The sequence below is a fragment of the Tateyamaria sp. genome (genome assembly GCF_039940735.1).
In the GTDB taxonomy this organism is placed as follows: Bacteria; Pseudomonadota; Alphaproteobacteria; order Rhodobacterales; family Rhodobacteraceae; genus Tateyamaria.
In genome coordinates, this window is record NZ_JBDVGB010000017.1 from 1 (window position 1) to 26,689 (window position 26,689).

Genomic DNA, 26,689 nt, shown 5'->3' on the forward strand with positions numbered 1-26,689 from the left:
CCCTTTGTCTTCGGGAATCAGACGGTTGCGGTCTTTGCGCACATATTCGCGGTCCTGAATAGTGGTCACGATGCTGGCATAGGTCGAGGGGCGGCCAATGCCCAGCTCTTCCATACGCTTCACCAACGTCGCTTCGGTGTAGCGCGGGGGCGGCTGGGTAAAGTGTTGTTCAGGTTTAACAATGCGTTTGTCGGCCGGTTCGCCTTGGCTCAATTGCGGCAGGCGTTTGTCGTCGTCATCGACCACAACATCGTCGCGACCTTCTTCATAGATCTTGAGGAAACCGTCGAACAAGACAACCTGGCCACTGGCGCGCAGGGTCACTTGGCCATCTTCGCTGCCGATTTCGACCGTTGTGCGTTCTAAACGTGCGCCTTCCATCTGGCTTGCCAGTGTGCGTTTCCAAATCAAATCATACAGCTTGCGCTGGTCAACATCCGTGACAGGCAGATCATCTGGTTTGATGGTCATGTCGGTTGGGCGCACACATTCGTGGGCTTCCTGCGCGTTTTTGGCTTTGTTTTTATAGATGCGCGGCTTGGCGGGCACATAGTCCGCACCATAAAACCCTTTGATCGCATCACGGGCGGCCGCGACGGCCTCGGGGGCCATATCGATGCCGTCGGTCCGCATATAAGTAATGTAGCCCGCTTCATAAAGCCGCTGCGCCGTGCTCATGGCGGCACGCGCGCCCATGCCAAACTTGCGGCTGGCCTCTTGTTGCAGGGTCGAGGTCATAAATGGCGCCGACGGGTTGCGAGAGGCGGGCTTGGCCTCGACCGACTGGACTTTCAGGTCGCGGCTGGTGATGGCTTGTTCGGCCATTTCAGCCTGCGTTTGATTTTCGAGGTCGTATTTGTCCAGCTTCTTGCCTGCAAGGCTGACAAGGCGTGCTTCGTATTCTTGCCCACGGGGGGAGGCGAGCACGGCTTTGACTGACCAATATTCGCGGTTGCGGAACGCTTCGATTTCCATTTCGCGTTCGGTCAGAATGCGCAGGCAAACCGATTGCACGCGGCCGGCGGATTTTGCACCGGGTAATTTGCGCCATAGGACTGGCGACAGGTTGAAGCCGACCAAATAATCCAACGCGCGGCGGGCCAGATAGGCCTCAACCAAGGGCATATCGACTTGGCGCGCGTTTGCCATGGCTTCGGTCACGGCTGATTTGGTGATGGCGTTAAAGGTGACGCGGCTGACGGGGGTGTCTTTTTTGATCGATTTGCGGGCCGTCAGCGCCTCTTGTAGGTGCCAACTGATCGCTTCGCCTTCGCGGTCGGGGTCAGTCGCGAGGATCAGTGCGTTGTCTTCTTTTAGCGCGTCTGCAATCGCCTTCATGTGCTTTTTGCTGGAGCTTGCGACCTCCCACAACATCTCGAATCCGTTGTCGGGGTCGACCGAACCGTCTTTGGGCGGCAGGTCGCGCACGTGGCCGTAGCTGGCTAAAACGGTATAATCATTCCCCAAATATTTGTTGATTGTCTTAGCTTTAGCGGGGGATTCGACAACGACGACAGGCATCTAACGGATCAACCTTATAACGGAAAAATTGCGTGCTCTATGGCGGTGCACAGATTGGGGCGCAAGGGGGGAATGTCAACCGACGCCATAATGGTGCGCCTAACTGGCGCGGGTCAGCAAGCCGCCGGGGCCGCGATTAATGCTTCCTTCGAGTTCTAGTTCGACAAGTAAGGGCATCACGGATTCGGATGGTGCATCAAGATCGCGGATCAGCTGATCCTCGGGCAAAGGGGCGGGACCAAGGCGGTTCAGGATCTGTCCATGAAGGTCTGCGGTTTCGCGCAAACTGCGTCGATCAGGCGGTGGGACCGGGGGGGCGGTCAATGGCAATTCGGGCGCGCGCGGTACAAATGGTGCGATGGCTTCAATAACGTCAGCAGAATTGCGCACCAGCACAGCACCATCGCGGATCAACATGTTGCAGCCCGACGCACGTGCATCCATCGGATGCCCGGGCACGGCCAACACATCACGCCCTAAATCAAGTGCGTCGCGCGCTGTGATTAAACTGCCTGACTTTGCCGCCGCTTCGACCACCACAGTTGCCTGTGCCAATCCAGAGATCAGGCGATTGCGCGCAGGAAAATGGCGCGCCATAGGTTGCAAGCCCATGGGCTGTTCGCTCAACCTTAGGCCTTGTTTGGCGATGTTAAGTGCCAATTCGGTATTTTCGGCCGGGTATATAGTATCAACTCCGCCAGCTTGCACCGCAATTGTTCCTGTGTCCAAAGCGGCAAGGTGCGCTGCCGCATCAACGCCGCGTGCCAGTCCGGACACCACGGTGTAACCCGCGTTTCCCAAATCGCGCGCCAGTCCGCGTGCCATGCGTGTTCCAAGTGAAGACGCATTTCGTGCCCCCACAAGCGCGATGGCGGGTTTGTGTAACAATGACGTGTCACCGATCACCCAAAGAAAGGGCGGGGCGTCGGGCAGGTCGTTTAACGGCGCGGGATAATCTGGTGTGCCTTGCGCAATCAATCGTGCGCTCGCAAGGCGGCCTGCCTTGAGTTCTGCGTGGATCACACCTTCGGGGCAAATCTCATAGCGTGAAACGCCGGCGGCACGCGCTACCTCTGGTAGCGCGGCCAGCGCGTTTTGCGCAGTGCCGTGTTCAATTAGCAAACGTTGATACGTCGATATGCCAACCCGGCGAGAACGCAACAGACGGAGACACGCAAAACGGTCATCTTCCGAGGTGGGTGGGAGTGGGGGGTGAGTGGAAGAAGGATGGGTATCCTTTTCAGTCATCCGTGGCTCCGTCCGTTGCTTGACTTGTTATAGATTCGGCAAGGTTAACAACGCATGAACGCGCGAGTTCCAATGCAATGCGAACTTGTTAGCTTCTGAAAAGACGCCATTTTTTGTTTCAAATTACGTGGATTGAAACGAAAGGGGAACAGGTGTTTGCGTTAAGCCTCCCCCCAAATAGCGAAGACGCGCGAGGGGGGTATCCCGCGCGCGCCTGTCTTTTTGGTTTGAGTGCCGAATCTAACCCGAAGCTGTATCTAGGAGGCAGAGCCGCCCACCGTGAGCCCGCCAATCATCAAAGTCGGTTGTCCGACTCCAACAGGCACCCATTGCCCGGCCTTGCCGCAATTTCCCATACCGGGATCCAACGCCATATCGTTTCCGATCGCCCGGATGTGTTTCAGCGCCGTTGCGCCATCACCGATAAGAGTGGCCCCTTTGACAGGCGCTCCGACACGGCCATTTTCGACGCGATAAGCTTCGGTACAGGAAAACACGAACTTACCATTGGTAATATCCACCTGTCCGCCGCCAAAACCGACGGCATAAATACCGTCCTTTAGGTCAGCGACGATGTCGCCGGGCGCGACGTCTCCGCCCAACATGTAGGTGTTGGTCATGCGTGGCATCGGCGTGTGCGCATAGCTTTCGCGCCGCCCATTGCCGGTCGCTTTGACGCCCATCAACCGTGCGTTTTGACGGTCTTGCATGTAGCCGACCAATACGCCGTCTTCGATCAGGACGTTCTTGGCGCTGGGTGTGCCTTCGTCATCCACTGTGATGGAGCCTCGACGATCCGGGATTGTGCCGTCATCCAGCACGGTCACGCCGCGCGCTGCGATTTGCTGCCCCATAAGCCCAGCAAAGGCCGAACTGCCTTTGCGATTAAAGTCGCCCTCAAGGCCATGGCCGATGGCTTCGTGTAACAAAATACCAGGCCAACCGGGGCCAAGCACCACATCCATCACGCCTGCAGGTGCCGGGACCGCATCAAGGTTCACAACAGCCACGCGCAACGCTTCGCGCGCCTTGGCCTGCCAGTCGGCGCGATCAATCAGCCCATCAAGGCCAACACGTCCGCCGCCACCCGCGCTTCCACTTTCGCGCCGCCCATTCTGTTCGACGATGACCGAGATGTTAAGGCGGCTCATCGGACGCACATCGCGCACAGAATGCCCGTCGGGGCGCAGGATTTCGATCTCTTGCAAGGACGCCGCAAGCGAAGCCGAGACTTGCACAACTCGCGAATCAAGATCGCGCAGGAAGGCGTCGACTTCTTTCAGTGTTTCAAGCTTGACCGGAAAACTGGCCCCTGCGATGGGATCGTTGTCGGTATAAAGCTGTTGGTTGGTGGCTTGGGGCGCATCTGCCAAGGTGCCTCCGCCGTCGCCCACGGCCAATCGCGCGGTTTCGGCGGCACGGCGCAACGCAGATTCGCTGATCTCGGTGGAATGCGCATACCCCGCCACTTCGCCGCGCACAGCGCGCAGGCCAAAGCCTGTTGAGGCGTCATAGCTTGCAGTTTTCAGGCGTCCATCGTCATAAACCAAGGCTTCAGAGCGGCGTTGTTCGAAAAACAGTTCTCCATCATCGGCCCCGGCAGTTGCAGCGCGCAACACGTCAAGGGCGGTGTCGCGGTCCACGCTGGTGTCCAGCGGGGCGAAGGGGGCGTCGGTCATGGTAGGCTCCTGTTCGTTTTTGGGGGTGAAGCGTCCGTTTGACGCGCCCCTTAAGTCTTTATCTTGCGTTCAAGATATGATTGTAAGCACGAGACAATACAACGGGCAGCAGTGCGCGGCCTTTCTACGCAGATCAATGATCCAACAAGATCAGGACGACATAATGAAAACGCTTTTCTCGATTTCGGGCGCTGCTGCTGCCCTTGCCGCTGTTCCAGCATGGGCCCAAGACGGGCTTGAAGTGATCGGGCGCCCGGTTAACGGCGCCACGGGCTTTCAGCCTGCCGCGACCGAAGTTGCGCGCCGCCTTCAGTGGCTTGATGGGATGATGTTGATCATCATTACGCTGATTACTTTGTTTGTAACGGGCCTGCTGGCGTGGGTCGTCATCCGCTACAACCGCAAGCGCAACCCCGAGCCTGCGACCTTCACGCACCATACGACTGTCGAAATCGCGTGGACCATCATTCCGGTTCTGATTTTGGTGTTCATTGGTGCGTTTTCGCTGCCAACTCTGTTCCACCAACAGGAAATTCCCGAAGCCGACGTTACGATTAAGGCGACAGGATACCAGTGGTTCTGGGGTTATGAATATGTGGATGAAGGGATTGAATTTGATTCCTACATGATCGGGTCCGCCGCCACGACGCCATTGGATTCGGACGAGGATTTTGTGAATGCTTTGACGCCAGGTGTGGAAAAAGCACTGGTTGACGCAGGTTACAGCCGTGAAGACTTCCTTTTGGCCACTGACAACGCTGTCGTGATCCCTGTAAACAAGACCGTTGTTGTTCAGGTGACAGGCGCGGACGTGATCCATGCTTGGACTGTGCCTGCCTTTGGTGTGAAGCAAGATGCAGTTCCGGGTCGTTTGACCGAGCTGTGGTTCGAGGCCGAAAAAGAAGGCATTTATTTTGGTCAGTGTTCTGAGCTGTGTGGCATTGCCCACGCTTACATGCCCATCACCGTAAAAGTGGTGAGCCAAGAAGCATACGACGCATGGCTTGTTGAGGCTAAAGAAGAATTTGCAGGCACGACTGCTCCTTTGACTGTCGCTTCTAACTAATCTGGTAGGGCGGAGGACACCTCCGCCTTACGATCTAACCAAACGGCAGGGGCTTTGATGACCGACGTCAGCTATCAAAACCAAACGCATGAGGCCGAGGCTTCATTGGGTGATTATTTCGCCCTGATGAAGCCGCGTGTCATGCAGCTGGTGGTATTCACTGCCGTGGTAGGTTTGCTGGCTGCACCCATCGGCGTGCACCCTGTCATCGCATTCGCGTCGATCCTATTTGTCGCGATCGGGGCAGGGGCGTCTGGGGCGCTGAACATGTGGTGGGATGCTGACATCGATGGCATCATGCATCGCACCGCCAAGCGCCCGATCCCCGCAGGTAAGGTGACCGCAGACGAGGCCAAAGTGCTGGGCTTTGCCCTGTCAGGCATGGCGGTGATCATGCTGGCGCTAAGCGCGAACCTTTTGGCCGCGGGCCTGCTGGCGTTTACGATTTTTTTCTACGTTGTGATCTATTCCATGTGGCTGAAACGTTCGACGCCGCAGAACATCGTTATTGGTGGTGCTGCTGGTGCCTTCCCTCCGGTGATCGGTTGGGCGGTTGCCACGGGTTCTATGGCGCTTGAGCCGTGGTTGATGTTTGCGCTGATCTTTATGTGGACTCCGCCGCACTTCTGGGCGCTGGCCCTGTTTATGAAGGCCGATTACCACGATGCAGGCGTGCCGATGTTGACGGTCACCCACGGGCGCACGTCGACGCGCAAACATATCCTTGCATATACTGTACCTTTGGCTTTGCTTGCTGTGGGAACGGCATTCACCAGCATTGGCGGCCCAGTCTATTTGGTCATTGCGCTGGTTCTGAATGCGCTGTTCCTTAAAGGCGCATACGACATCTGGAAACGCGAAGAGGCGCAAGCCGAAGCTGACGAATATAAGGTCGAGAAGTCCTTTTTCCGGCTGTCTTTGTGGTACTTGTTCCTGCACTTCGGTGCGATATTGGCCGAGGCTTTGTTGCCCGCCGCATGGGGGATTTGGGCATGAGCATTCGCGCTGAACATGAAATTCACCAACGCCGCAAAGGCCGCAACATGGGGGTGGGCCTGATGCTGGCCTCTTTTGTTGTGCTGGTATTGGCGCTGACATTTGTGAAAATCACCGGTGGTGAATTCGAATTGCCCCGCGCCGAGGAGAGCCAGTAATGGCGATGTCCGGACCCGCAAAAACTGTCACGCAGACTGTCAGCCTTGTGGTTGTGATGGGCGGACTGGCGTGGGCATCAGTGCCGTTTTATGACTGGTTTTGCCGGGTCACAGGCTTTGGTGGTACGCCGGGCATCAGCGAAGTGGCCAGTGATGAAATTCTAGATCAGACGATCAAAATTCGCTTCGACGCGTCCCAAGAACGCGGCATGCCATGGGAATTCAAGCCCGTGGTGCGCGAAATGGAATTGCGGATCGGCGAAACCGGTTTGGCCTTCTACGAGGCCTATAACCCAACAGATCGACCCATTGCAGGCTCTGCCAGCTATAATGTTGCCCCCTATGAAGCGGGCGGGTTCTTCAGCAAAATCGACTGTTTCTGCTTTGAAGAACAAGTGCTGGCACCGGGCGAACGCGTTCAGATGCCTGTGACTTTCTATGTTGATCCAGAAATAGTCACGGACCGAGACGCAAAATACGTGCACTCGATCACGCTCAGCTATACATTTTACCAAATCGACCTGCCCGAAGGCTATGCAGCCCTCGATACGGTTAACGATACAAACCTGAACTAAGGGACGTCACCAAATGGCCCACGTAAAAGACCACGACTATCACATTCTGTCGCCATCGACTTGGCCACTTCTGGGCGCGCTAGCGGGCTTTACCATGCTGTTTGGCGGCGTGGTTTGGATGTCTGGTGGGGTGACCATCATGTTCAAATCGATCGAGCTGACGGGACCTTGGATGTTCCTGATGGGCTTTGTCGGGGTGCTTTATGTTATGTTCGGCTGGTGGTCGGATGTGGTGGCCGAAAGCAAGGTTGGCGATCACACGCCGGTCGTCAGCATTGGTCTGCGTTATGGGTTTATTCTGTTTATCACATCCGAAGTGATGTTCTTTGCCGCGTGGTTCTGGGCGTTCTTCAAGGATGGCATTTACCCGATGAGCGAATATTTCGGAACGACATATGTCCGCCCTGAAATCTACCATGTGGATGCGTTCCACTTGCCGCTGATCAACACGTTGATCTTGCTGCTGTCTGGGTGTGCGGTCACTTGGGCGCACCATGCTTTGGTGCATGGCGGGCAGCGCAAAGATGTTATCAACGGTCTGGCAATCTCAGTGGTTCTTGGTCTGCTCTTCACGTTCTTCCAAGCTTACGAATATTCTTACCTGCTGTATCAGGGGTGGGAATTTGGCGGTGATACGTTCTATTCCGCATTCTTCATGGCGACGGGTTTCCACGGCGTACACGTTATCATCGGTACGATCTTTTTGTTTGTCTGCCTCATTCGCACAATCAAGGGTGACTTCACCGCCGAACGTCACATCGGGTTTGAAGCCGCGGCTTGGTACTGGCACTTTGTTGATGTGGTCTGGCTGTTCCTTTTCTTTGCCGTCTACATCTGGGGTGTAGCGCAGATGCCCGGCGCGCATTAAACGGCGCTCCTTGCACCAAAGATCAAAGCGCGCGGGTTCCGCGCGCTTTTCACGTTAAACGGGGACATTCAGCCGATGCGGCGCCTCTGGTTTCTTTTGACATTCGGGTTAATTGGCACGGCGATCCTGCTGGCCTTGGGCACATGGCAGGTGCAACGTTTGACGTGGAAACAAGACCTGCTGGGTAATATCGAAGCTCAAATCGGCGCGGACCCTGTCGCGTTATCCGACGCGCTGGAACCGCAATTTCGCCGTTATGCCCCGGTGGCCATCACTGGCAAGTTTGACCCGGGTCACATCCGCATGCTTGCCTCGCGCAAGACAACTGGCGCGGCCTATCGCATCATCCGCCCGTTCGAAACGTTGGCCGGAAGACGCATCTTAATCGACACAGGCTGGCAACCCGTTGGGGTCGAAGTGGCAGAACCGCCGCGCGAGGAAATGGACTTGATCGGCAATCTGGATAATCCGATTGAAGCCGACGGGTTCACCCCCGCGCCGGACATCGAAAAAAACATTTGGTTCGCCCGCGACGTGCCTGCGATGGCAGATCATCTAGGCACTGATCCCATACTTGTGGTGTTGCGGGACGGGCCGCAATCGGATCTTGGTGTCACGCCTTGGCCCGTAGACACGGCTGGCATTTCCAACGATCACCTGCAATACGCCATCACCTGGTTTTCATTGGCCGCCATATGGGCTGGCATGACATTCTATTTCCTGTGGCGCCCCCGCGCCAAGAAAGGCTGACGCAACATGCGCTATATCTCGACCCGTGGTCAGGCCCCCGCATTGACTTTCGAAGACACGATGCTGACTGGCCTTGCCCGTGACGGCGGCTTGTATGTGCCTGAAACCATCCCTCAGATTGATGCGCATACGATCGCTGCAATGGCCGGTCAGCCTTACGAAGAGATCGCCTATACGGTCATGCGCCCTTTTGTGGGTGACACGTTTTCAGACGCGGAATTTCGTGGTTGCATCAATCGCGCTTATGCGGGGTTTGGTCATGCGGCGCGCGCGCCTCTGGTGCAGTTGGATCAAGGGCACTTTTTGCTTGAACTGTTTCATGGTCCGACCTTGGCGTTCAAAGATTTTGCGATGCAACTGATTGGCCAATTGTTCCAAACCGCACTTGCGCGACGGGGCGAGCGGGTGACGATTGTCGGTGCCACATCGGGCGATACCGGATCGGCCGCGATCGAAGCGTTCCGCGGGCTTGAGAACGTCGATGTCTTTATTCTGTATCCGCATGGCCGCATCAGCGAAGTGCAACGCCGTCAAATGACAACACCAACCGAATCCAATGTGCATGCCCTTGCCATGGATGGTGATTTCGACGACTGCCAAGCGCGTCTAAAAGACATGTTTAACGATTTTGACTTTCGCGACGGGGTGAAACTGGCCGGGGTCAATTCAATCAACTGGGCGCGAGTGCTTGCGCAGGTGGTGTATTATTTCTCTTCCGCTGCGGCCCTTGGGGCGCCGACGCGGAAAGTCAGCTTTACAGTGCCCACAGGTAACTTCGGCGATGTCTTCGCGGGTTATATCGCCAAGCGTATGGGGCTACCGATTGACCGTCTTGTGGTTGCGACCAATCAGAACGACATTTTGCACCGCTGTCTTAGCGGGCAGGGCTATCACAAGGGCGAAACGATCCCGTCGATCAGCCCCTCTATGGACATTCAGGTTAGTTCCAACTTTGAACGCGCTCTGTTTGACGCCTATGGGCGGGATGGCAACGCCGTGACGCAGTTGATGGACGAACTTAAGGCCGGCGGTTTTGAGGTCAGCCAAGGGGCGATGCAAGACCTGCAAGATCATTACGAATCTGGCCGCGCATCCGAAAGCGACACGACCGCAACAATCACCCGCGCCTTGGCGGAAACGGGCGAATTGTTGTGCCCGCATTCGGCAGTCGGCGTGCATGTGGCACCCGACCACATTCACGCTGGCACGCCCATGGTGACCCTCGCCACTGCGCACCCTGCAAAATTCCCCGATGCCGTGGAAGCCGCTACAGGCGTGCATCCTGCTCTTCCCCCTCGGATGAGCGATCTATATGAACGCCCAGAACGGCTGACCCGCGTGCCCAACGATTTGGCGGCGCTAAAAGCACACATCAAGGAAAACCGCGCGACATGAGATCACTGTCTTGAGCACGCAAACACATACCCTGTCCAACGGGTTTCGCATCGTCACCGAACACATGCCAAGCCTCGCCTCGGCATCGATTGGCATCTGGGTCGGAGCAGGCGCGCGCCATGAAGCGTCTGACCAAAACGGTATCGCCCATTTTCTTGAGCATATGGCCTTTAAAGGCACCAAAAAACGCAGCGCGTTGCAAATCGCTGAAACAATCGAGGACGTCGGCGGGTACATTAATGCCTACACCAGCCGCGAGGTGACAGCATATTATGTGCGGGTTCTGGAAAACGATGTGCCTTTGGCGTTGGACGTCCTGTCAGATATCTTGCTGAACCCCGTGTTTGACGAAAACGAGATCGAGATCGAGCGCGGCGTGATTTTGCAGGAAATCGGTCAGGCGCTCGATACGCCTGACGATGTGATTTTCGACTGGCTGCAAGAACAAGCTTATCCAGAACAACCTCTTGGACGCACGATTTTGGGCCCAAGCGAGCGCGTCGAAGCGTTTGACCGTGCAGACCTTGCGCGTTTTGTCGGCCAACATTACGGCCCCGAACAGATGATCCTTTCGGCCGCTGGCGCTGTGGATCACGACGCACTGGTGCGCATGGCCGAAGAGTTTTTTGGCCATTTGCCCCGTCGTCCTGTGCTTACGGCTGATACCGCGCGCTTTGCGGGGGGCGAGGTGCGTCAAGGCAAAGATCTGGAACAAGCGCATTTCGCGTTGGCTTTTGAATCGCCAGGGTATCGCGATGATGCGATTTATACGGCGCAAGTCTATGCCAGTGCTTTGGGCGGGGGCATGTCGTCGCGGCTTTTTCAGGAAATACGGGAAAGCCGTGGGTTGTGTTATACGATCTTTGCTCAGGCCGGGGCCTATGCCGACACTGGGATGACAACGATCTATGCTGGCACATCTGCGGATCAGATCGCGGATTTGGCGACCATCACGGTGGACGAGATGAAGCGCGCAGTGGGGGATATTTCGCAAGCCGAGGTCGACCGCGCGCGTGCGCAGATGAAAGCAGGGCTGCTTATGGGGCTCGAAAGCCCGTCGAACCGGGCGGAACGTCTGGCGCGTCTTGTGCAAATCTGGGACCGAGTGCCGCCGCTTGAAGAAAGCGTGGCGCTGATCGATGCGATTACGGTGCGCGACGTGCGCGACTTTGCCGAACAAATGGCAAGCCGCGCGCCAATGGCTATGGCGTTGTACGGCCCTGTTGATGCGGCGCCCACGCGCGCCACCCTAGAGGAGCGTCGCGTCGCCTGATGCTGCTATCTAAAAAGAAAGTGCAAATCGAGACAGAGCGCATGTCACTGCGCCCGCCTGCACATTCTGACTTTCGCACCTGGAGCGCTTTGCGCGCCCACAGCGTTGATCACCTTACGCCTTGGGAACCCAGCTGGGCGGTAGACCACCTGACGCGTAAGGCGTTTACCAACCGCGTATATTGGGCCCAACGTTCGGTTTCGTCAGGGACGGCACTGCCTTTGTTTCTGTTTCGGCGCAATGACGATGCGCTGATGGGGGCAATCACCTTAGATAATATACGCCGCGGGCCTGCGCAGGCAGGCACGCTGGGGTACTGGACCGGTGCGCAGTTTGCGCGGCAAGGGTATATGCGCGAGGCCATCCTGGCTGTCGTGCACTATGCCTTCAACCGACTGGACCTCAGCCGAATTGAGGCCGCTTGCCTGCCAGAAAATGCGGCTTCGCGCGCGCTTTTGGAAACCTGTGGCTTTAAGTACGAAGGCGTGGCGCAAAGTTATCTGCAAATCGGTGGCCGCTGGCGCACCCATGTCCTTTACGCATCTTTGCGCGCTGACCGACGCGGAAAGACGGACGTCGGGTAAAATTCTCTGTGAGAATTTTGGAAAAGACTTTTGAAAAAGTCTTTCTCTGCTCTACCTTTCGATCATGCGACACATTTTACTGTTCTTCATGCTGTGCCTGACACCGGCGACACTTGCCGCACAAGAAAGTCGCACGCCGAGCCATTGCATAGCATTGGCAAATGGCATCGACGGTAGCCGTTTCATTCAGCTTGCCAGTTATGATGTAGATGTCGCGCCCGAGAACGTACGCATTCATTACATCGCTCATGCATCGTTCTTGATCCGTACTTCGGGCGGGTTAAACGTCGTCACGGATTTTACGGGCTTCACAGGTTCCGCCCCTTTGATCCCAGATGTGATTACTATGAACCACGCGCACGAGTCTCACTGGACAGCGTTTCCCGACCCCGCGATCCCCCATGCTTTGCCTGGCTGGGGCGAATTCGGGCGTGGCATAGATCACCATCTTGATCTGGGCGAAGTGCTTGTGCGCAATGTGTCAACCGATATCCGGTCTCAATTTTCTGGAACCGAGACAAACGGCAATTCCATTTTTGTCTTCGAGGTCGCAGGCCTGTGCATCGGGCATCTTGGCCATTTGCATCACGAACCAAACGACGAACAATACGCGGCGATCGGTCGTCTGGATGTGGTTATGGCGCCAGTCGATGGGGGTTTGACGGTTGATTTACCCACCATGATGCGCGTCATTGAACGTTTGCGCTCGTCCATCGTGATCCCGATGCACTGGTTCGGAGATATTTCCCTGAACGCCTTCCTAGGTGGGATGCGGGACAATTTTCAGGTGGTCGAAGTCGGAGGCCCGTCACTGGATGTGTCGCTGGATCGCTTGCCAAGTCGCCCCACGATTATGGTGTTACGCCCTGAATGGCTGCGTGCCACGCAGAACTAGGCACTGCGTTGCGCTCATGTGCTTTTTCGTGACAGACAAAGCACGTGAATACTGAAAGAGACCCCTATGCTCAATTCCTTGACGCCTGAACGCGCTGACGCTTTGCGTGCGACATTGCCGACCGACCGCTTTGCACAAGCTGATCCCGGTCACCTGCAAGAGCCGCGCGGGCGTTACAAAGGCAACGCGGGCCTTGTCGCGCGTCCACGCAGCACGGACGAAGTCGCAACCCTGATCCGCGCCGCGGCAGATGCGCGCGTGCCCGTGATCCCCTATGGCGGCGGCACGGGGTTGGTGGGCGGACAGGTGTCACCAAACGGCCCGTTGCCGCTGATTTTGTCACTCGAGCGATTGAATGGCATTCGAAACGTTTACGCCGAAGAGAACGTGCTGGTCGCTGAAGCGGGTGTCGTCCTTGCCGACGTTCAGGCTGCGGCGGATGACGTAAATCGATTGTTCCCGTTGACGCTTGCGGCGCAGGGCTCTGCCCGGATCGGCGGCAACCTTTCGACCAATGCGGGCGGCACGGGCGTGTTGCGCTATGGCAACGCGCGCGATCTGTGTTTGGGGATCGAAGCCGTGCTGCCTTCGGGTGAAATTTTTCATGGGTTATCGCGTTTGCGCAAAGACAACACAGGCTATGACCTGCGCCACCTTTTGATCGGGGCGGAAGGGACGTTGGGGGTTATTACTGCGGCCTCGCTTAAACTGTTTGCCAAGCCCAAACACGTGGGCACAGCCCTGTTCCAAGTCGCGTCCCCAGCCGCCGCCTTGTCATTGCTGGCCATGGCGCGCGACCATGTGGGCGAAAGTGTTACTGCATTTGAATTGATCCACCGGCAAGGCTTTGATTTTCTGGCTGAAACGCTGCCACAAATACGCAATCCATGGGAAAAAACACCTGAATGGAGCGTGTTGGTAGAACTGGGCCTGTCTGGCGGGGCGTCGCCTGCTGATATGCTGGAACGCCTTTTTCAAGAGGCGGCGACCGCTGGTTTGGTCGCCGACGGCATGATCGCGCAAAGCGAAAGCCAGCGCACCGATTTTTGGACCATCCGTGAAAGCATCCCCGAAGCGAACCGGTTGATTGGATCTGTGTCCTCGCATGACATTTCAGTGCCGCTTGGGGCTTTGGCGGACTTTATCGCCGAAGCGGGCAAACGGATTGCAGCGCTTGGAGATTTCCGCATCAATTGTTTTGGCCATGTGGGCGACGGCAATCTGCATTTTAACGTCTTTCCAGTGCCGGGAAAAACCCGCGCTGACCACGCCGATCAGCGTGAAGTTATCAAACGCACTTTGCATGATTTGGTTCACGAAATGGACGGCTCTGTCAGCGCCGAACACGGGATTGGGCGGCTGAAAGTGGATGACCTTGAACGTTATGGTGATCCGGCAAAAATGGCCGCGATGCGGGCGATAAAGGCAGCGCTTGATCCGTTGGGGATTATGAATCCGGGCGCAGTTTTACGGAGGGGGTGACCCGTTACTCAAAGGCGGCCCAATGGTCCTTGCGCCAGATTAACAACTGGTTTGAGATTGGATAACTGACGGTATCTTCTCTCTTCAACAGCACGTCGCGCAGCCTTGTCAGCGCGCCGTCCACACCCGTATCCGCCACCAAGACAAGATCGCGCGCAATAACCACAGCGACCACATCTTTCATCTGGGCATCAAGCTGTTGCCAGATTTCCGGCACCAGCATCAATGTCGCCTCGTGGTTTCCATCAAGGCGCAACACATACAAGCCGTCGCCGCCTAGGAATTCGGGCTGCCAGTTCTGTGCATAGATGTTTGCCATTGCCCTCTCAAACAGCGCACCCTGCGTCAAAGACAGGTGATCCAAATCGGCTTGGGTCAAAAAAGAAATGCCGTGTGGCATGTCCTCGATTACAAAAACCGAGACATCGCCAATAAACGGCACAGAGAGGAGCGGCCTGTCGCCAAACCGGGCAATCCCTTTGTGACGCAAGGCGGGAAAAAGGCGTTCGATATCCACGCCGTCGGATGTGATAGCCTCAAAAATCGACGCGAGCCGGTTGGTGACGTTTTCGTCGAGCAGGTCTTGACGCTGCTTGTCAGAATCTGCGTTTTGTAGCATGGCATGCAGATTGTCTGGATATGATGTGAAGGTCTCCCCAGTGTCGGTGACGAATGTCACTGATTTGTCGGAGTAGTCTATTTCGGCCTCTACGATCTGAGGTGAAGCCAGAAAGGCACGTGCCATCAGGCGCAACGTATCATTCAGGGTGTTGGCGCGGGTGATTGCGGCGATGCTGGCCCAGGTGCATATGACCAAAACGATACCAAAACAAATCGCGCGCTTCATTCACCCTCAAAGGCGCACAGCGCAGTCACGTCCATCCCCATGCCTTCAAGCCGTTTGCGCCCGCCAAGATCAGGCAAGTCGATGACAAAGGCGCAGGAAATGACCTCTCCGCCCAGTTGTTCGATCAGTTTAATCCCGGCTTCTGCGGTGCCGCCCGTGGCCAGTAAATCGTCAACGACAAGTATCTTTTCACCGGGTTGGATCGCATCGTCATGCAGTTCAACGACCGCCTCGCCGTATTCCAGCGTATAGGCCTGAGTAATCGTGGCACCCGGCAATTTGCCCTGTTTGCGCACTGGCACAAAACCGACGGACAGTTGGTGCGCGATAGCTCCGCCAAGGATAAAGCCGCGCGCCTCTAGCCCGACCACTTTGTCGATCTCAAGCCCGGCGTAAGGGTGCAGCATCAGATCAACCGCCAATCGGAACCCACGTGGGTCCGCAAACAATGTGGTCACATCGCGGAACATGATCCCTTCGTGCGGGAAGTCGGGAATGGTGCGGATGTAGTCTTGGACGGTTTTCATGTCGCTCTCCGAAGGGTGGCGGTCAAAAGGCCCATGCCGACCAACGTGGCCCCGCCAGCGCGGGTTAACCATGTTTGGACACGTGGGGTGGTGATGCGTGAACGCAATGAATTGGCCGTCAGGGCAAACACCAGTGCGTTGACGCCAGCGATGCCCACAAAGGTGGCGATTAGAATCGCAGCTTGGGGCGCAAAGGCGGCATCTGGGGTGATAAATTGCGGCACGAAGGCGATGAAGAAGGTGTTGGATTTAGGGTTCAACGCGGTGACGGTCGTCAGATCGCGAAAGACCTTGCCGGCCGTTTGGTCGCTGGGTTTGTCAAGCAACGTGGGGGCGGCACTGCTGGTGCGTGTGCTCAGCAACATCTTGGTGCCAAGATAGACCAGATAGGCCGCACCCACCCATTTCAAAACCGTGAACGCAAGCGCCGAGGTCAGGAACAGTGCACCCAGCCCAATCACCGACAATGTCATCGCGATCAAGTCTCCGGTTGCGACGCCAAGGGCCGAAGCCACAGCCACGCGCCGCCCTTGCGTCAACGCATAGCTTAGCACCATCATCAAGGTGGGGCCGGGAATGATAAGCAGGGCGGTGGAGGCGGCAACAAAGGTCAGCCAAAGTTCCAAAGTCATATCTTATTTACCCTGATAATTCACAAAGACATCCACCATCGCATAGGTCAGCCAAATGCACATCGCAAAGGCCCCGACGCAAATCATCATATTCACAATCAGGTTGCCAATCGTGGTCATGCGTCCCGATCCGCGAAACACGGTAATTTCACCACGCAGCAAGAACACCGCCATCAGAAAAATCAGCAACACCGCGCCAAGCGCATGAGAGACAGCCATCGACAAAGCGCTGTCGGTTTTGATCGCGATATACCGCGCGATCCCAACGGACATCATCCAGCGAAAGGCATCAAACACATCGTGGCTGAATTGCTCTAGCCGGGTTCCCAGCCGGGTTTTCCATGTTGGTTCTTGGGTGCTCACAACACGCGTCCTGCGACGGCGTCGAGTTTGGCCACAAGTGCCGCGTCGCGTTGTTCGGGGGCTGTCATCACCGCATATTCCAACGCGCGGTCACAGCCGTGTGGGCAGGGCGCGCGGTCGGGTCCCAATAGGGCGGGTAGGCGGGCGACAAGGTCGCGGGCTTTGCCTGCGTTACCCATCAAAGTTTTAATGATTTCAGTAACATCGACCTCGCCGTGATCAGGGTGCCAGCTGTCGTAATCCGTAATCATCGCAACGGACGCATAACATAATTCGGCCTCGCGGGCGAGCTTGGCTTCGGGCATATTTGTCATGCCGATCACATCGGCCCCCCACACTTCGCGATACATTTTGGATTCGGCTAAGGTTGAAAACTGCGGCCCCTCCATCGCCAGATACGTCCCCCCATCATGCACGTTGATCCCTGCATCGCGCGCTGCTGTCAGGCAAGCCGCAGACAGGCGCGGGCAGGTGGGGTGGGCAACGCTGACATGCGCCACGCACCCTGTGCCAAAGAACGACTTTTCACGCGAAAATGTGCGGTCAATGAACTGATCTACAATGACAAAATCGCCTGGCGCCATTTCTTCTCGAAAACTGCCGCAGGCGGACACGGATATCACATCGGTGCACCCAAGTCGCTTGAGCGCGTCGATATTGGCGCGATACGGAACCGTGGTCGGGGAATGCACATGGCCGCGCCCGTGGCGAGGCAGAAACGCCATGTCGACACCGCCAAGGCGGCCCGTCAAAATCTGATCCGAAGGCGCGCCCCACGGGCTGTCCACGTCCACCCACTGCGCCCCTTCGAGCCCCTCAATGTCATAGATACCAGAGCCGCCAATCACGGCGATTTTTGTAGCTGTCATGGGGGCCTCTTTGCGCAAGTTTTGACGGGACTAAAACAGGCAACGCCAAGATGCACAAGGTGGTGCACCGCCATGCACACCACTTTGGCGCATCACTCGCGGCGGATGATGCCCGTTATGGCAGCAGCGCCCAAGGCGGTGACGATCCAACCCGCAAGACCAAAGAACCATTTTGTCCACCACAACCACCATCCCAAATCTCCGCGTGTGGTCGATGGGGCCCAAGCCTCTGTTTGGCCAAAGTTGATAATAGGGATGACGACATCCATGGCATACGCGAAGGCACTGAAGCTTTCCCAATCGGCACCGCTGCCGCCTGTGTCGCTCCAGATTTCTGCGGGATTGTCCTGATCCTGTACATCCGCCCATCCTTGCGACACCTGAATTATCGCAGAATTGGGTGCGAATTGTCCAAGATGCCAAGTGAACGCGGTTGCGATCCAAAACACTCCGATGAGAGAGGTCATGGTGCGGATAACCCGAAACGGGGCGTGGCCGTACCCTATGACCCACTTCAGCGAAGGGTCTATACTGTATTCATCTGCCCAAGCGGCTAGTTTTTTCCAATGCCATTGCAGGTCGTTTAAGCCCGGTGTGTCGCGTGGGTCGCGCCAGCGACGACGGCGGTCTTGACGTAATAACCCTTCGGCGGTTTCCAGCACCCGACGTGCTTCACCGTCGTGTCCGGTTTCGCGTAGAAATTTGGCGTATTGAAAATAGGGCTGAGGGCGAAATTCCCGATTGAAAAAGCTGCCGCTTTCCAGCCATCCCATCCGCGCGGGCGAGGTGGATACCGTGCCTTTGATCCGATCATAGGTGAAGCCGTCCAGAAACAAATCGCCAGTCTTGGGCCAGTTGTCGGGATCATCATTCAATTCAGCCACATGCGCGCCATTAAGGCTGACGCCGCCAGATGTGTGTTCGACCTTTTTCCAGACAAAGGAATGTTCGACGCGCATGGCCTGCCCGTTAAAGGCGTGACCGTTTTCGTTGCCGATCTTGATCCGCTCGCACGTCAGCCGCCCCGAAATGCGTGCGCCGGCAAGCAGGATTTCGCCAGTGCTGTCGCAACCATCAAGGCGCACTGCTCCGTTCACAGTGGCCCCGCCCAAAGACAGCGTTTGGCCAGAAGAAGTCGCGACAAGTGTGACTTCCTGAGCATAAATCCCGCCTAGGGTCGCGCCGTTGAACCGCACCTCGCCCGTCGCATAGAAAGGAGTTTCGACGTGGTCTTTTTCTTTTTGGGTCCGTGGATGCAGAAACACTCCGCCTGATATGCGTGCGTTTGGGGCGGTGATGGCGTAATCATTCCCAGTTGTGATCTGCGCGCCAGTGCAGTCAAGTTGCCCGCCGATGGTCGCGCTGTTGAGGTCTACGGTTGCGGTTGCGGTCACTGAGCGAAGAAGGACGTGGCCTTTGATTTCGGCCCCTTGGACGAAGAGTGCTTCCCTTCCGGTTGGGTCTAGTTCTGCGCCCTCACAGTCAAGTTGCCCGCCGATGGTCGCGCCGTTGAGGGCGACGGTTGCGGTGGTGGTTATTGAGCGGAGAAAGACGTTACCTTTGATCTGGGCCCCTTGGGCGATGAACCCTTTGAGTGTACTTCCCAAAAGGTCGAGCAATTCAAATCGGGTTTGGATTGCGTCAAATTGGCTGTCAAAATTGCAGTGCCTGAGTTGGATGGCCCCTTTTGCCGTGCCCAAGTTAAGGTCCAGTATTCCGGTGATGTAACCGCCCCATAGGTTCACGCCGCGCCCGTCCACGGGGCATTCTTTGCAGCCGCCCAAGATAAGATAGCGCAGGATGTCGGCGCGGATCGTGCGCTTTGCGTTTGGCTCGGTGGGCACATCACCGCCTAGGTAGCAGAGTTCCCCGGCGTTGCAGGCGTCGATCAGTTGCTGTTCGGCGTCGGTTGGGTTCAGGTTCTGAACCTCTGCGTAGGTGCGTAAAATTGCCATATACCCTCGGGATGATGCGCGTTCGCGTCAGGGTAGCGATGTTTGTCGATTTGTTAACCCTGATCTGTCAAAGCGCGTTCAGAATTTGACGCGATTTTTGATCCGATCCGTGGCTCACGCGTCTGGGATGCGCGTTGGCATGGCCTTTCTGCGCATGATCCGTTAAGGGCGGGCGAAAGCGCGGGGTGATCGCGTGCAAGCAGACAGGAATTCCATGGCTCTTTTCGACTTCACAAACATGAGCACCAAAACCCGCTTTGGCGATTTCTCGATCTCGCCGGGAGAGGTCAAACTGACACCGGCGCAGGTGCGTACTGACTTGTTGTCGGGGCTGACCGTCGCATTGGCGCTGGTGCCCGAGGCCGTGGCCTTTGCCTTTGTGGCCGGGGTACACCCACTTGTTGGGCTTTATGCGGCCTTTATGGTGGGGCTGATTACGGCGGTGTTTGGCGGGCGTCCGGGTATGATTTCCGGGGCCACTGGGGCTTTGGCGGTTGTGATGGTTGCGCTGGTTGCGCAGCACGGGGTTGAATACCTGTTTGCGACGGTCGTCCTGATGGGACTGCTGCAGATTTTTGCGGGTGTCATGCAGTGGGGCAAGTTCATTCGCCTTGTGCCGCATCCGGTGATGTTGGGCTTTGTGAATGGTCTGGCGATTGTGATTTTTCTGGCGCAGTTGACGCAGTTCAAAGTGCCGGGCACGGTCGAGGCCGCAGGGCACGGTGCGGGCGGTGGTGAATGGCTGAGCGGTGTGGCGTTGGTGATGATGTTAGGCCTTGTGGGCTTGACGATGTTGATCACGTGGCTGGCGCCACGTGTGACACGGTTGATCCCGGCGCCGCTTGCGGGCATCGGGATTGTGGCCGCAATTGTAATTGGCTTTGGTCTTGATGTGCCGCGTGTTGGCGATTTGGCAAGCATCGAAGGCGGCTTGCCGACCTTCCATATCCCGTCGGTGCCGCTGAATTGGGAAACCTTTGAAATCATTCTGCCTTACGCGGTGATTCTGGCCGCGATTGGCCTGATCGAAAGCCTTTTGACGCTGAACCTTGTTGGTGATTTGACCAAGCAACGAGGCGGGGCATCACAGGAATGTATCGCCCAAGGCTTGGCCAACACTGCCACCGGTTTCTTTGGCGGCATGGGCGGATGTGCGATGATTGGTCAATCGATGATCAATGTAAAATCCGGCGGGCGCACGCGCATTGCCGGTATCTCGGCAGCGCTGTTTTTGCTGGCCTTTATCCTGATCGGATCAAGCGTGATCGAACTGATCCCACTGGCGGCACTGGTGGGTGTTATGTTCATGGTGGTGATCGGAACCTTTGCGTGGAATTCGTTTAAGATCTTGCGCAAAGTGCCGTTGATGGACGCGTTTGTGATCATCCTTGTGACGGTCGTCACCGTCATGGAAGACCTAGCCGTTGCGGTTGTTGTCGGTGTCATTGTTTCGGCGCTGGCCTATGCGTGGAACAACGCGCGCCGTATTCATGCCAAGTCTTATGTCACGCCTGAAGGCGCGCGGGTCTATCAGGTGCAAGGACCACTGTTCTTCGGATCAGCGTCCGGCTTCATTGAGATGTTCGACCTTGAGAGTGACCCAAGCGAAGTGATCGTCGACTTTGCGGACAGCCGCGTCGTGGATCAATCCGCATTGCAAGCGATCGAAGCCGTGGCGGCAAAGTACGAAGAGTTGGGCAAGCGCGTGCAGCTGCGCCACTTGACCCGCGATTGCCACCGTTTGCTGACCACTGCGGGCCACCTGATGGTCGATAGTGACGATGATCCGGACTATGAAATCGCGACCGATTACGGGGTGCGTACCGGAATTTTGGACGGGCACTGAGGGCGCGCGCTTAGCGCCTTAATTCGTGTGCAGGATTGGCGGTCGGGTCAGATGTGCAGACTTTTAGCCGACCTTAGATTTTCGGCCCCGCAACAGCTTTAACTCGACGCTTATTTCAGTCAAACACTGGATATGAGTTTAGAACGATATGATAAACTACCTCCGCAGGTTGGTGAAAGCAAACGGGACTATGCCCTTCGTTTGCAAGAGATCGGTCATGAAGAGATGTTCATGCGGAAGGCATTAGCTTATCATTTTCACGTCGAAATATCCGAATTTTCTGCGTTTTTTAATGCCTTCGAGTTAGCCTGCCTAAGACATATTTCCATGCTTCGGCTGCTATTTCCAAACCGCAACAACTATTCACTGATAAAGAAGGTCTCTAAGAAACTCGGTATCTCTGACGAACTCGCCGAACTATGGGTTGCTCGCCACAATGAAGTCGGTGAAGTCACATTCATCGGAATTGATGATCTTCGATCCAAGTAGGTCTGGGCTCGTTGCTGACTTTCGACGCACCGTTCCGTCCCTCATTCCCCCGGACGGTTCAAACTGAACTTATCGCGCACCACCGAATAGTCGCGATAGCCAAGTCGTGTCAGCGGTTTGTACGTCAGCACGTCAAATATGCCGTCTACGATGCAATTGTCGCGCAAATGCATACCGATGACTTCTCCGAACACGACCACGTTGAATTCGCCTTCGATCTTGACGATTTGCGTCACCTTGCATTCCATCGACGCAGGCGCTGTCGCGACGCGGGCGCAGTTGATCTCGGAACAGTCCGCTTTTTCGATATCGGCTAGTTCAAATTCGTCCGTTGTGGCCTCCCAAGGCCCTGAGGTCTGGTTCATGGCGTCCTTCATCGCCTCTTCGACGATGTTGACGCAAAACACACCAGTGTCGCGGATGTTGGCGACGGAATCTTTGGTGCCGTCGCGGTCATCTTTGGCCCCGGTTGAGGCGAACATGACTTGCGGCGGCGTATAGGCGACCCCGTTGAAAAACGAATAGGGGGCAAGGTTATCGGACCCATCTGCGCCGCGCGTCGACACCCACGCAATGGGGCGCGGTGTGACCACGGCGTTAAATGGGTTGTGGGGCAGGCCGTGGCCGTCGGCGGGGCGGTAGAACATAGTGTGCGTCCGATCTGTGCTGAGGTTTGCGCAAGGATTATCCCCATGTTAGGGCAGGGGCCACCCCTGACGAGCGACGGCGAACTTCACCCCTCATGTACCAACTGACCCAAGAAACTCCGGACGACTGGTGGGAAGTCGAGGCGCTATATGATTTGTGCTTTGCGCCCGGGCGCGAGCTGTTGTCGTCTTATCGCTTGCGCAGAGGCGTTGAAGCGGTGGCGGCGTTGAACCATGTGGCGCGTGATCGTGATGGCATTCTAGGGGGTGCGATCCGATATTGGCCGGTGCGCATCGGTGCTGTGCATTGCTTGTTGCTGGGCCCGGTTGCTGTGCACCCGACACGTCAAGGCGAAGGGCTGGGCGCATTGTTGATTGAGGGATCATTGCAAGCCGCTGTTGAGGCCGGGTGGGACCGGGTTTTGCTGGTTGGCGACGCACCGTACTATAAGCGCGTTGGTTTTACCTTGCTTGAGGGTGTCGTGATGCCCCCGCCGACCAACCCTGCACGCGTTTTGGGTCGTGCCTTGCGCGCCGGCGCATGGGACGGAATTTCAGGCAACGTTGTACGCGGCGATTGAAAACGCGGCGAATGATGCCAATTTATAGTTCATGAATGATATCATGATCGCCCCTGCACCCGTTGATCCCGAAGCCGAGCTGGACCGCATTGCGCGCCGTTATAAGGCGGCGGGCGGGCTTGGTATTCAGTTGTTAAATACGCTGGGTGCGCAGGCGGATGGGCTGTTGTCCCGTCTGCCGGATCCGGTGCGCAAGCAGCTTGATGGGGCGAGTAAGGCGGCGCTGCTTTATGCGCTGGATGCGGCCAGTCAATCGCGCAACGTGGTGCCGGATCAGGCTGAATGGTTGAACCGTGCGGTCAGTTCCGCGATGGGGGCTGCGGGCGGGTTTGGCGGATTACCAACGGCATTGGCCGAATTGCCGGTCACGACAACGCTTTTGTTGCGCGTCATCGAAGGCGTTGCGGTTGAACACGGCTTTGATCCCAACACAGAATCGGTGCGATTTGATTGTGTGCAAGTTTTCGCAGCGGCAGGACCGCTTGAACATGACGACAGCGCCGATCTTGCGTTTTTATCAGCCCGCGTCGCCTTGACGGGTGCTGCGATGCAAGCGGTCATTGCTCGCGTGGCCCCGCGTTTGGCCATCGTGATGGGGCAAAAGCTTGCCGCCCAAACGGTGCCTGTTTTGGGCGCTGTTGCGGGGGCTGCAACGAACTATGCCTATACCAGTTATTACACCGACATTGCGCATGTGCATTTTGGGTTGCGCCGTCTGGCAATCGAGGCTGATCAGCCCCATGATCAAATGGTGGCGCGCCTTAAGGATCAGGTGAAAAGGCTAAAGTAGTATCACCCGAAATGGCGTTTTGGGCCACAGATGTGGCTTTGATGATCGCAAACAGGCTTTGACCTTGGTGCAGGCCCATGGATGTGACGGCCCGTGCGGTGACGCGTGCCAGTAATGCGTCTCCGTTTGCGTCCAGCGATATCGCCGCCCCGTGGCCACCGCCGCTGCGGATCGCCTTGATGGTCACGGGCAGGATGTTTTGCGCGCTCAGACCTGTGGGCATCTCTAGCGATAGTAGAACATCTTGGGCCAGCACGCGCAGGCGGATTTCAGACCCGACCGGGGCGTGCACGCCCAGCAAATTAAGCGTACCTGCGGCCAATCGCAAAGTGCTTAGGCCGTCGTCCCCGTGCGCTTGGACGTGGGCGCGCATGACCGCGCCGGCCTCGCGCACGCCCAACAGGGGTACGGCCGCGGGGTCAGCCATGACGTCAAACAATGGGCCTGCGCGAGCAACGCGCCCGCCCTCAAGCAACACCATGGTATCAGCAAGCCGCGCAACTTCATCCACCGCGTGGCTGACATATAAAATGGGCACTCCGGTTTCGGATTTTAGGCGATCAAGATAGGGCAGAATTTCGGATTTGCGCGGGCCGTCGAGCGCGGCAAGCGGTTCATCCATCAGCAGCAACTCTGGTTCAGCAAGCAAGGCGCGGCCCAAGGCCACCCTTTGGCGTTCACCGCCAGACAAGGTTGCGGGACGCCGGGACAAGAGCGTGCCCAGCCCCAATAGCTCAATGATGTGGCTGCGGGTTTTGGGTTTCGCCCCAAACCGCGCGGCGTAGTCAAGATTTTGCGCCACACTGAGATGCGGGAACAGCCGCGCGTCTTGAAAGACATAGCCGATGCGCCGTTTGTGCGGGGGCAGGCAGGTGCGCATGTCATTGAAAACACTGCCATCCAACGTGATATCCGCGCGGTCTGGGCGTAACAAGCCGGCCACCGCGTTTACGATGGTCGATTTGCCTGCACCGGATCGCCCGAACAACGCGGTCACACCGGGCCCGGCTTCAAACGCCACGTCCAAAGCAAAATCGCCAAAGCGATGTGACAGATCAACCGATAGCGTCATACGCCTGCGATCCTTTTCGCCACGCGCCGGGCCAGCCACTCCGATACGACCACCGCACCAAGCGCAAGGGCACAAGCCCAAAGAACAAGGGCGATGGCGGCGTTTTCTCCGCCCGGCACCTGCAACAACGCATAGATGGCGGAGGGCATCGTTTGGGTTTCACCGGGGATATTGGCGACAAAGGTGATGGTCGCGCCAAATTCTCCGATGGCTTTGGCAAACCCCATGACCGCGCCAGCCAGCACGCCGGGCAGGATCAAGGGCAGGGTGATCGTCGCAAAGACGGCATAGCCCGGCGCGCCAAGGGTGCGGGCGGCGTCTTCGATTTTGGGGTCCACGGCCTCGATCGCAAGGCGGATGGCGCGCACCATCAATGGAAAGCCCATGACGATGGCGGCTAGCACAGCACCTGTCCAGCGGAACGCCAGCACAAGGCCAAAGCTTTGTTCAAGAAAACGCCCTATTGGCCCAGTCCGCCCAAACGCGATCAGCAACAGGTACCCCGTGACCACAGGCGGCAACACCAGCGGTAGGTGCACGGCGGCATTCAAGACGGCCTTGCCCCAAAAATCACGCCGCGCCAGCAGCCATGCGATCCAGATAGCCAGCGGCAAGGCCAAAACCGTGGCCACGACGCCGACAAGCAGCGACAGGCGCAGGGCCTCCCATCCTGCGGCATCAAGCATCATGGCAGGGCCACAAAACCCGCCGCTGTAAAGGGCGCGGTGTGCGTTGCAAGGTGATCAAGAAAGGCCGTTCCATTTGGGGTAAGTGCAAGGCCTGTATACAGAATTTGCGGGTGTTGATCGTCGGGAATGACATAGGCAACGCTGACCTGCGCGCTGGCTTGTGCGTCGCTTGCATAGACGATGCCCAAGGGCGCTTCGCCACGTGCCACAAGCGCGAGTGCGGCGCGCACGTTTTCTGTTTCTGCAAGGTGCGGGCGCAGGGTATCCCATGCGTCGATATGGGAAAGCCACGCTTTGGCATAGATTCCTGCGGGCACCGACATGTGTTGTCCCATAGCAAGGCGACCATCGAGCGCGGCGCGCAGGGTTGCAGCATCGATCTGCTCAAACGTCGCGCCCCCAAGGCGCGAGATGATCACAAGTCGGTTGGACAACAGCGCACGCACTGGCCCCGGCGCATGGCCGTTTTCAACGAGCCACTGCGACCAGGTGGGATTGGCAAGGATCACAGCATCCGCCGGCGCGCCAAGGCTGATCTGGCGCGCAATTGTGCCGCTGCCGCCATAGCTGACGGTGCTTGCGGTGTCCCAATCTTGCACGACATCATCCAGCGGGCCTTGTAGGCTGGCCGCGGCAAACAGGCGTACGGGGTCGGCCTGTGTTGCCGTTGTGAGGCACACAAAGCTGAATAGCAGCGCCAAGCCGTTGATCCATCGGGGTGATTTCATAGCCCGGGCACTATTGGGCAAGGGGTTTGTGGGCTCAAGAGATAAAAGTCTCACTTAGGTCAGTAAAACGTTAATTAAGTTTGGTCCAAAAGGAGCATATATTGTTTTGAATCAACGCGATTCTGGCAATCCGCGCCGATGTGCGGTAAGGTCAGACAATAATT

General features: G+C 57.1%; 28 protein-coding genes. 15 read left to right on the forward strand and 13 right to left on the reverse strand.

Translation table 11 applies throughout. The annotated features are described in order from the left end of the window. The 3 genes from topA to tldD all read right to left on the reverse strand — a co-directional run. Nucleotides 1-1,521, reverse strand: a 1,521-nt coding sequence (gene topA, locus ABJF76_RS03440) for a type I DNA topoisomerase (RefSeq protein WP_413822509.1), incomplete at its 3' end; no start/stop codon positions are given. Between the two features lie 99 nt (nt 1,522-1,620). Beyond that, complete coding sequence (dprA, locus tag ABJF76_RS03445; RefSeq protein WP_413822325.1) at nt 1,621-2,769, reverse strand: DNA-processing protein DprA; 1,149 nt, start codon at nt 2,767-2,769, stop codon at nt 1,621-1,623. Between the two features lie 257 nt (nt 2,770-3,026). Then, nucleotides 3,027-4,448 carry a metalloprotease TldD gene (gene tldD, locus ABJF76_RS03450; RefSeq protein ID WP_413822326.1) on the reverse strand — a complete coding sequence of 474 codons (1,422 nt, stop codon included), beginning with the start codon at nt 4,446-4,448 and terminating at the stop codon, nt 3,027-3,029. Between the two features lie 163 nt (nt 4,449-4,611). On the opposite strand from tldD, the gene coxB reads away from it, so the two are divergent. The 11 genes from coxB (at nt 4,612) to ABJF76_RS03505 (ending at nt 14,490) form a co-directional block, all read left to right on the forward strand. Continuing rightward, a complete protein-coding gene (coxB, locus tag ABJF76_RS03455; protein WP_413822327.1) occupies nt 4,612-5,514 on the forward strand; it encodes a cytochrome c oxidase subunit II in 903 nt (300 codons plus the stop codon). Between the two features lie 57 nt (nt 5,515-5,571). After that, on the forward strand, nt 5,572-6,510 hold the full coding sequence (locus ABJF76_RS03460) for a heme o synthase (RefSeq protein ID WP_413822328.1): 939 nt from the start codon (nt 5,572-5,574) through the stop codon (nt 6,508-6,510). Further along, on the forward strand, nt 6,507-6,668 hold the full coding sequence (locus ABJF76_RS03465) for a cytochrome C oxidase assembly protein (protein ID WP_413822329.1): 162 nt from the start codon (nt 6,507-6,509) through the stop codon (nt 6,666-6,668). The genes ABJF76_RS03460 and ABJF76_RS03465 overlap by 4 nt, the downstream gene beginning before the upstream one ends. Then, nucleotides 6,668-7,243 (forward strand): cytochrome c oxidase assembly protein, encoded by a 576-nt coding sequence (locus ABJF76_RS03470; RefSeq protein WP_413822330.1) that lies wholly within the window; start codon nt 6,668-6,670, stop codon nt 7,241-7,243. Before ABJF76_RS03465 ends, ABJF76_RS03470 begins: the two co-directional genes overlap by 1 nt. Nucleotides 7,244-7,256: 13 nt before the next feature. Further along, nucleotides 7,257-8,111, forward strand: coding sequence for a cytochrome c oxidase subunit 3 (locus ABJF76_RS03475; RefSeq protein ID WP_413822331.1), 855 nt, complete (start codon nt 7,257-7,259; stop codon nt 8,109-8,111). Nucleotides 8,112-8,186: 75 nt separating this feature from the next. Then, entirely contained in the window at nt 8,187-8,861 is a 675-nt protein-coding gene (locus tag ABJF76_RS03480) for an SURF1 family protein (RefSeq protein ID WP_413822332.1), read from the forward strand. Nucleotides 8,862-8,867: 6 nt separating this feature from the next. Further along, nucleotides 8,868-10,256 (forward strand): threonine synthase, encoded by a 1,389-nt coding sequence (gene thrC / locus ABJF76_RS03485; protein WP_413822333.1) that lies wholly within the window; start codon nt 8,868-8,870, stop codon nt 10,254-10,256. Between the two features lie 10 nt (nt 10,257-10,266). Beyond that, the gene (locus tag ABJF76_RS03490) at nt 10,267-11,529 is read left to right on the forward strand and encodes a M16 family metallopeptidase (protein ID WP_413822334.1); all 1,263 of its coding nucleotides are present in this window, start codon (nt 10,267-10,269) and stop codon (nt 11,527-11,529) included. Beyond that, a complete protein-coding gene (locus ABJF76_RS03495) occupies nt 11,529-12,113 on the forward strand; it encodes a GNAT family N-acetyltransferase (protein ID WP_413822335.1) in 585 nt (194 codons plus the stop codon). Before ABJF76_RS03490 ends, ABJF76_RS03495 begins: the two co-directional genes overlap by 1 nt. Nucleotides 12,114-12,177: 64 nt before the next feature. Next, on the forward strand, nt 12,178-13,008 hold the full coding sequence (locus ABJF76_RS03500) for an MBL fold metallo-hydrolase (protein ID WP_413822336.1): 831 nt from the start codon (nt 12,178-12,180) through the stop codon (nt 13,006-13,008). Between the two features lie 66 nt (nt 13,009-13,074). Next, nucleotides 13,075-14,490 carry an FAD-binding oxidoreductase gene (locus ABJF76_RS03505; protein ID WP_413822337.1) on the forward strand — a complete coding sequence of 472 codons (1,416 nt, stop codon included), beginning with the start codon at nt 13,075-13,077 and terminating at the stop codon, nt 14,488-14,490. A gap of 4 nt (nt 14,491-14,494) precedes the next feature. Here ABJF76_RS03505 and ABJF76_RS03510 read toward each other — a convergent pair whose 3' ends face one another. From ABJF76_RS03510 to ABJF76_RS03535, 6 genes are all read right to left on the reverse strand, one after another. Continuing rightward, nucleotides 14,495-15,337, reverse strand: coding sequence for a hypothetical protein (locus ABJF76_RS03510; protein ID WP_413822338.1), 843 nt, complete (start codon nt 15,335-15,337; stop codon nt 14,495-14,497). Further along, nucleotides 15,334-15,864 (reverse strand): adenine phosphoribosyltransferase, encoded by a 531-nt coding sequence (locus ABJF76_RS03515; RefSeq protein WP_413822339.1) that lies wholly within the window; start codon nt 15,862-15,864, stop codon nt 15,334-15,336. Before ABJF76_RS03515 ends, ABJF76_RS03510 begins: the two co-directional genes overlap by 4 nt. Then, nucleotides 15,861-16,496 carry a LysE family translocator gene (locus ABJF76_RS03520; protein ID WP_413822340.1) on the reverse strand — a complete coding sequence of 212 codons (636 nt, stop codon included), beginning with the start codon at nt 16,494-16,496 and terminating at the stop codon, nt 15,861-15,863. The genes ABJF76_RS03515 and ABJF76_RS03520 overlap by 4 nt, the downstream gene beginning before the upstream one ends. Nucleotides 16,497-16,499: 3 nt before the next feature. Further along, on the reverse strand, nt 16,500-16,859 hold the full coding sequence (locus tag ABJF76_RS03525; RefSeq protein WP_413822341.1) for a hypothetical protein: 360 nt from the start codon (nt 16,857-16,859) through the stop codon (nt 16,500-16,502). Continuing rightward, nucleotides 16,856-17,728 (reverse strand): S-methyl-5'-thioadenosine phosphorylase, encoded by an 873-nt coding sequence (locus ABJF76_RS03530; RefSeq protein ID WP_413822342.1) that lies wholly within the window; start codon nt 17,726-17,728, stop codon nt 16,856-16,858. Before ABJF76_RS03530 ends, ABJF76_RS03525 begins: the two co-directional genes overlap by 4 nt. Nucleotides 17,729-17,820: 92 nt before the next feature. Next, the gene (locus ABJF76_RS03535; RefSeq protein ID WP_413822343.1) at nt 17,821-19,683 is read right to left on the reverse strand and encodes a hypothetical protein; all 1,863 of its coding nucleotides are present in this window, start codon (nt 19,681-19,683) and stop codon (nt 17,821-17,823) included. 238 nt (nt 19,684-19,921) lie between these two features. Here ABJF76_RS03535 and ABJF76_RS03540 point away from each other — a divergent pair, with 238 nt between their 5' ends. Together ABJF76_RS03540 and ABJF76_RS03545 are read left to right on the forward strand one after the other, a co-directional pair. After that, nucleotides 19,922-21,529 carry a SulP family inorganic anion transporter gene (locus ABJF76_RS03540; RefSeq protein WP_413822385.1) on the forward strand — a complete coding sequence of 536 codons (1,608 nt, stop codon included), beginning with the start codon at nt 19,922-19,924 and terminating at the stop codon, nt 21,527-21,529. A 132-nt stretch (nt 21,530-21,661) separates the two neighbouring features. After that, nucleotides 21,662-22,018: a hypothetical protein gene (locus ABJF76_RS03545; protein ID WP_413822344.1), complete on the forward strand. Its 357-nt coding sequence runs from the start codon at nt 21,662-21,664 to the stop codon at nt 22,016-22,018. A 41-nt stretch (nt 22,019-22,059) separates the two neighbouring features. On the opposite strand, the gene ABJF76_RS03550 is transcribed toward ABJF76_RS03545, so the two are convergent. Further along, complete coding sequence (locus ABJF76_RS03550) at nt 22,060-22,665, reverse strand: flavin reductase family protein (protein WP_413822345.1); 606 nt, start codon at nt 22,663-22,665, stop codon at nt 22,060-22,062. Between the two features lie 95 nt (nt 22,666-22,760). Here ABJF76_RS03550 and ABJF76_RS03555 point away from each other — a divergent pair, with 95 nt between their 5' ends. Together ABJF76_RS03555 and ABJF76_RS03560 are read left to right on the forward strand one after the other, a co-directional pair. After that, nucleotides 22,761-23,246, forward strand: a complete 486-nt coding sequence (locus ABJF76_RS03555) for a GNAT family N-acetyltransferase (protein ID WP_413822346.1) — start codon at nt 22,761-22,763, stop codon at nt 23,244-23,246. Nucleotides 23,247-23,289: 43 nt separating this feature from the next. Then, nucleotides 23,290-24,036: an EcsC family protein gene (locus ABJF76_RS03560; protein ID WP_413822347.1), complete on the forward strand. Its 747-nt coding sequence runs from the start codon at nt 23,290-23,292 to the stop codon at nt 24,034-24,036. Here the strand turns inward: ABJF76_RS03560 and modC are convergent. Genes modC through modA form a run of 3 tightly spaced genes read right to left on the reverse strand, consistent with a single transcriptional unit; the run spans nt 24,008 to nt 26,525 of the window. Then, the gene (gene modC, locus ABJF76_RS03565; protein WP_413822348.1) at nt 24,008-25,108 is read right to left on the reverse strand and encodes a molybdenum ABC transporter ATP-binding protein; all 1,101 of its coding nucleotides are present in this window, start codon (nt 25,106-25,108) and stop codon (nt 24,008-24,010) included. The genes ABJF76_RS03560 and modC overlap by 29 nt on opposite strands. After that, nucleotides 25,105-25,797 (reverse strand): molybdate ABC transporter permease subunit, encoded by a 693-nt coding sequence (gene modB / locus ABJF76_RS03570; RefSeq protein ID WP_413822349.1) that lies wholly within the window; start codon nt 25,795-25,797, stop codon nt 25,105-25,107. The genes modC and modB overlap by 4 nt, the downstream gene beginning before the upstream one ends. After that, nucleotides 25,794-26,525, reverse strand: coding sequence for a molybdate ABC transporter substrate-binding protein (gene modA / locus ABJF76_RS03575; RefSeq protein WP_413822350.1), 732 nt, complete (start codon nt 26,523-26,525; stop codon nt 25,794-25,796). Before modA ends, modB begins: the two co-directional genes overlap by 4 nt. Nucleotides 26,526-26,689: the final 164 nt, after the last annotated feature.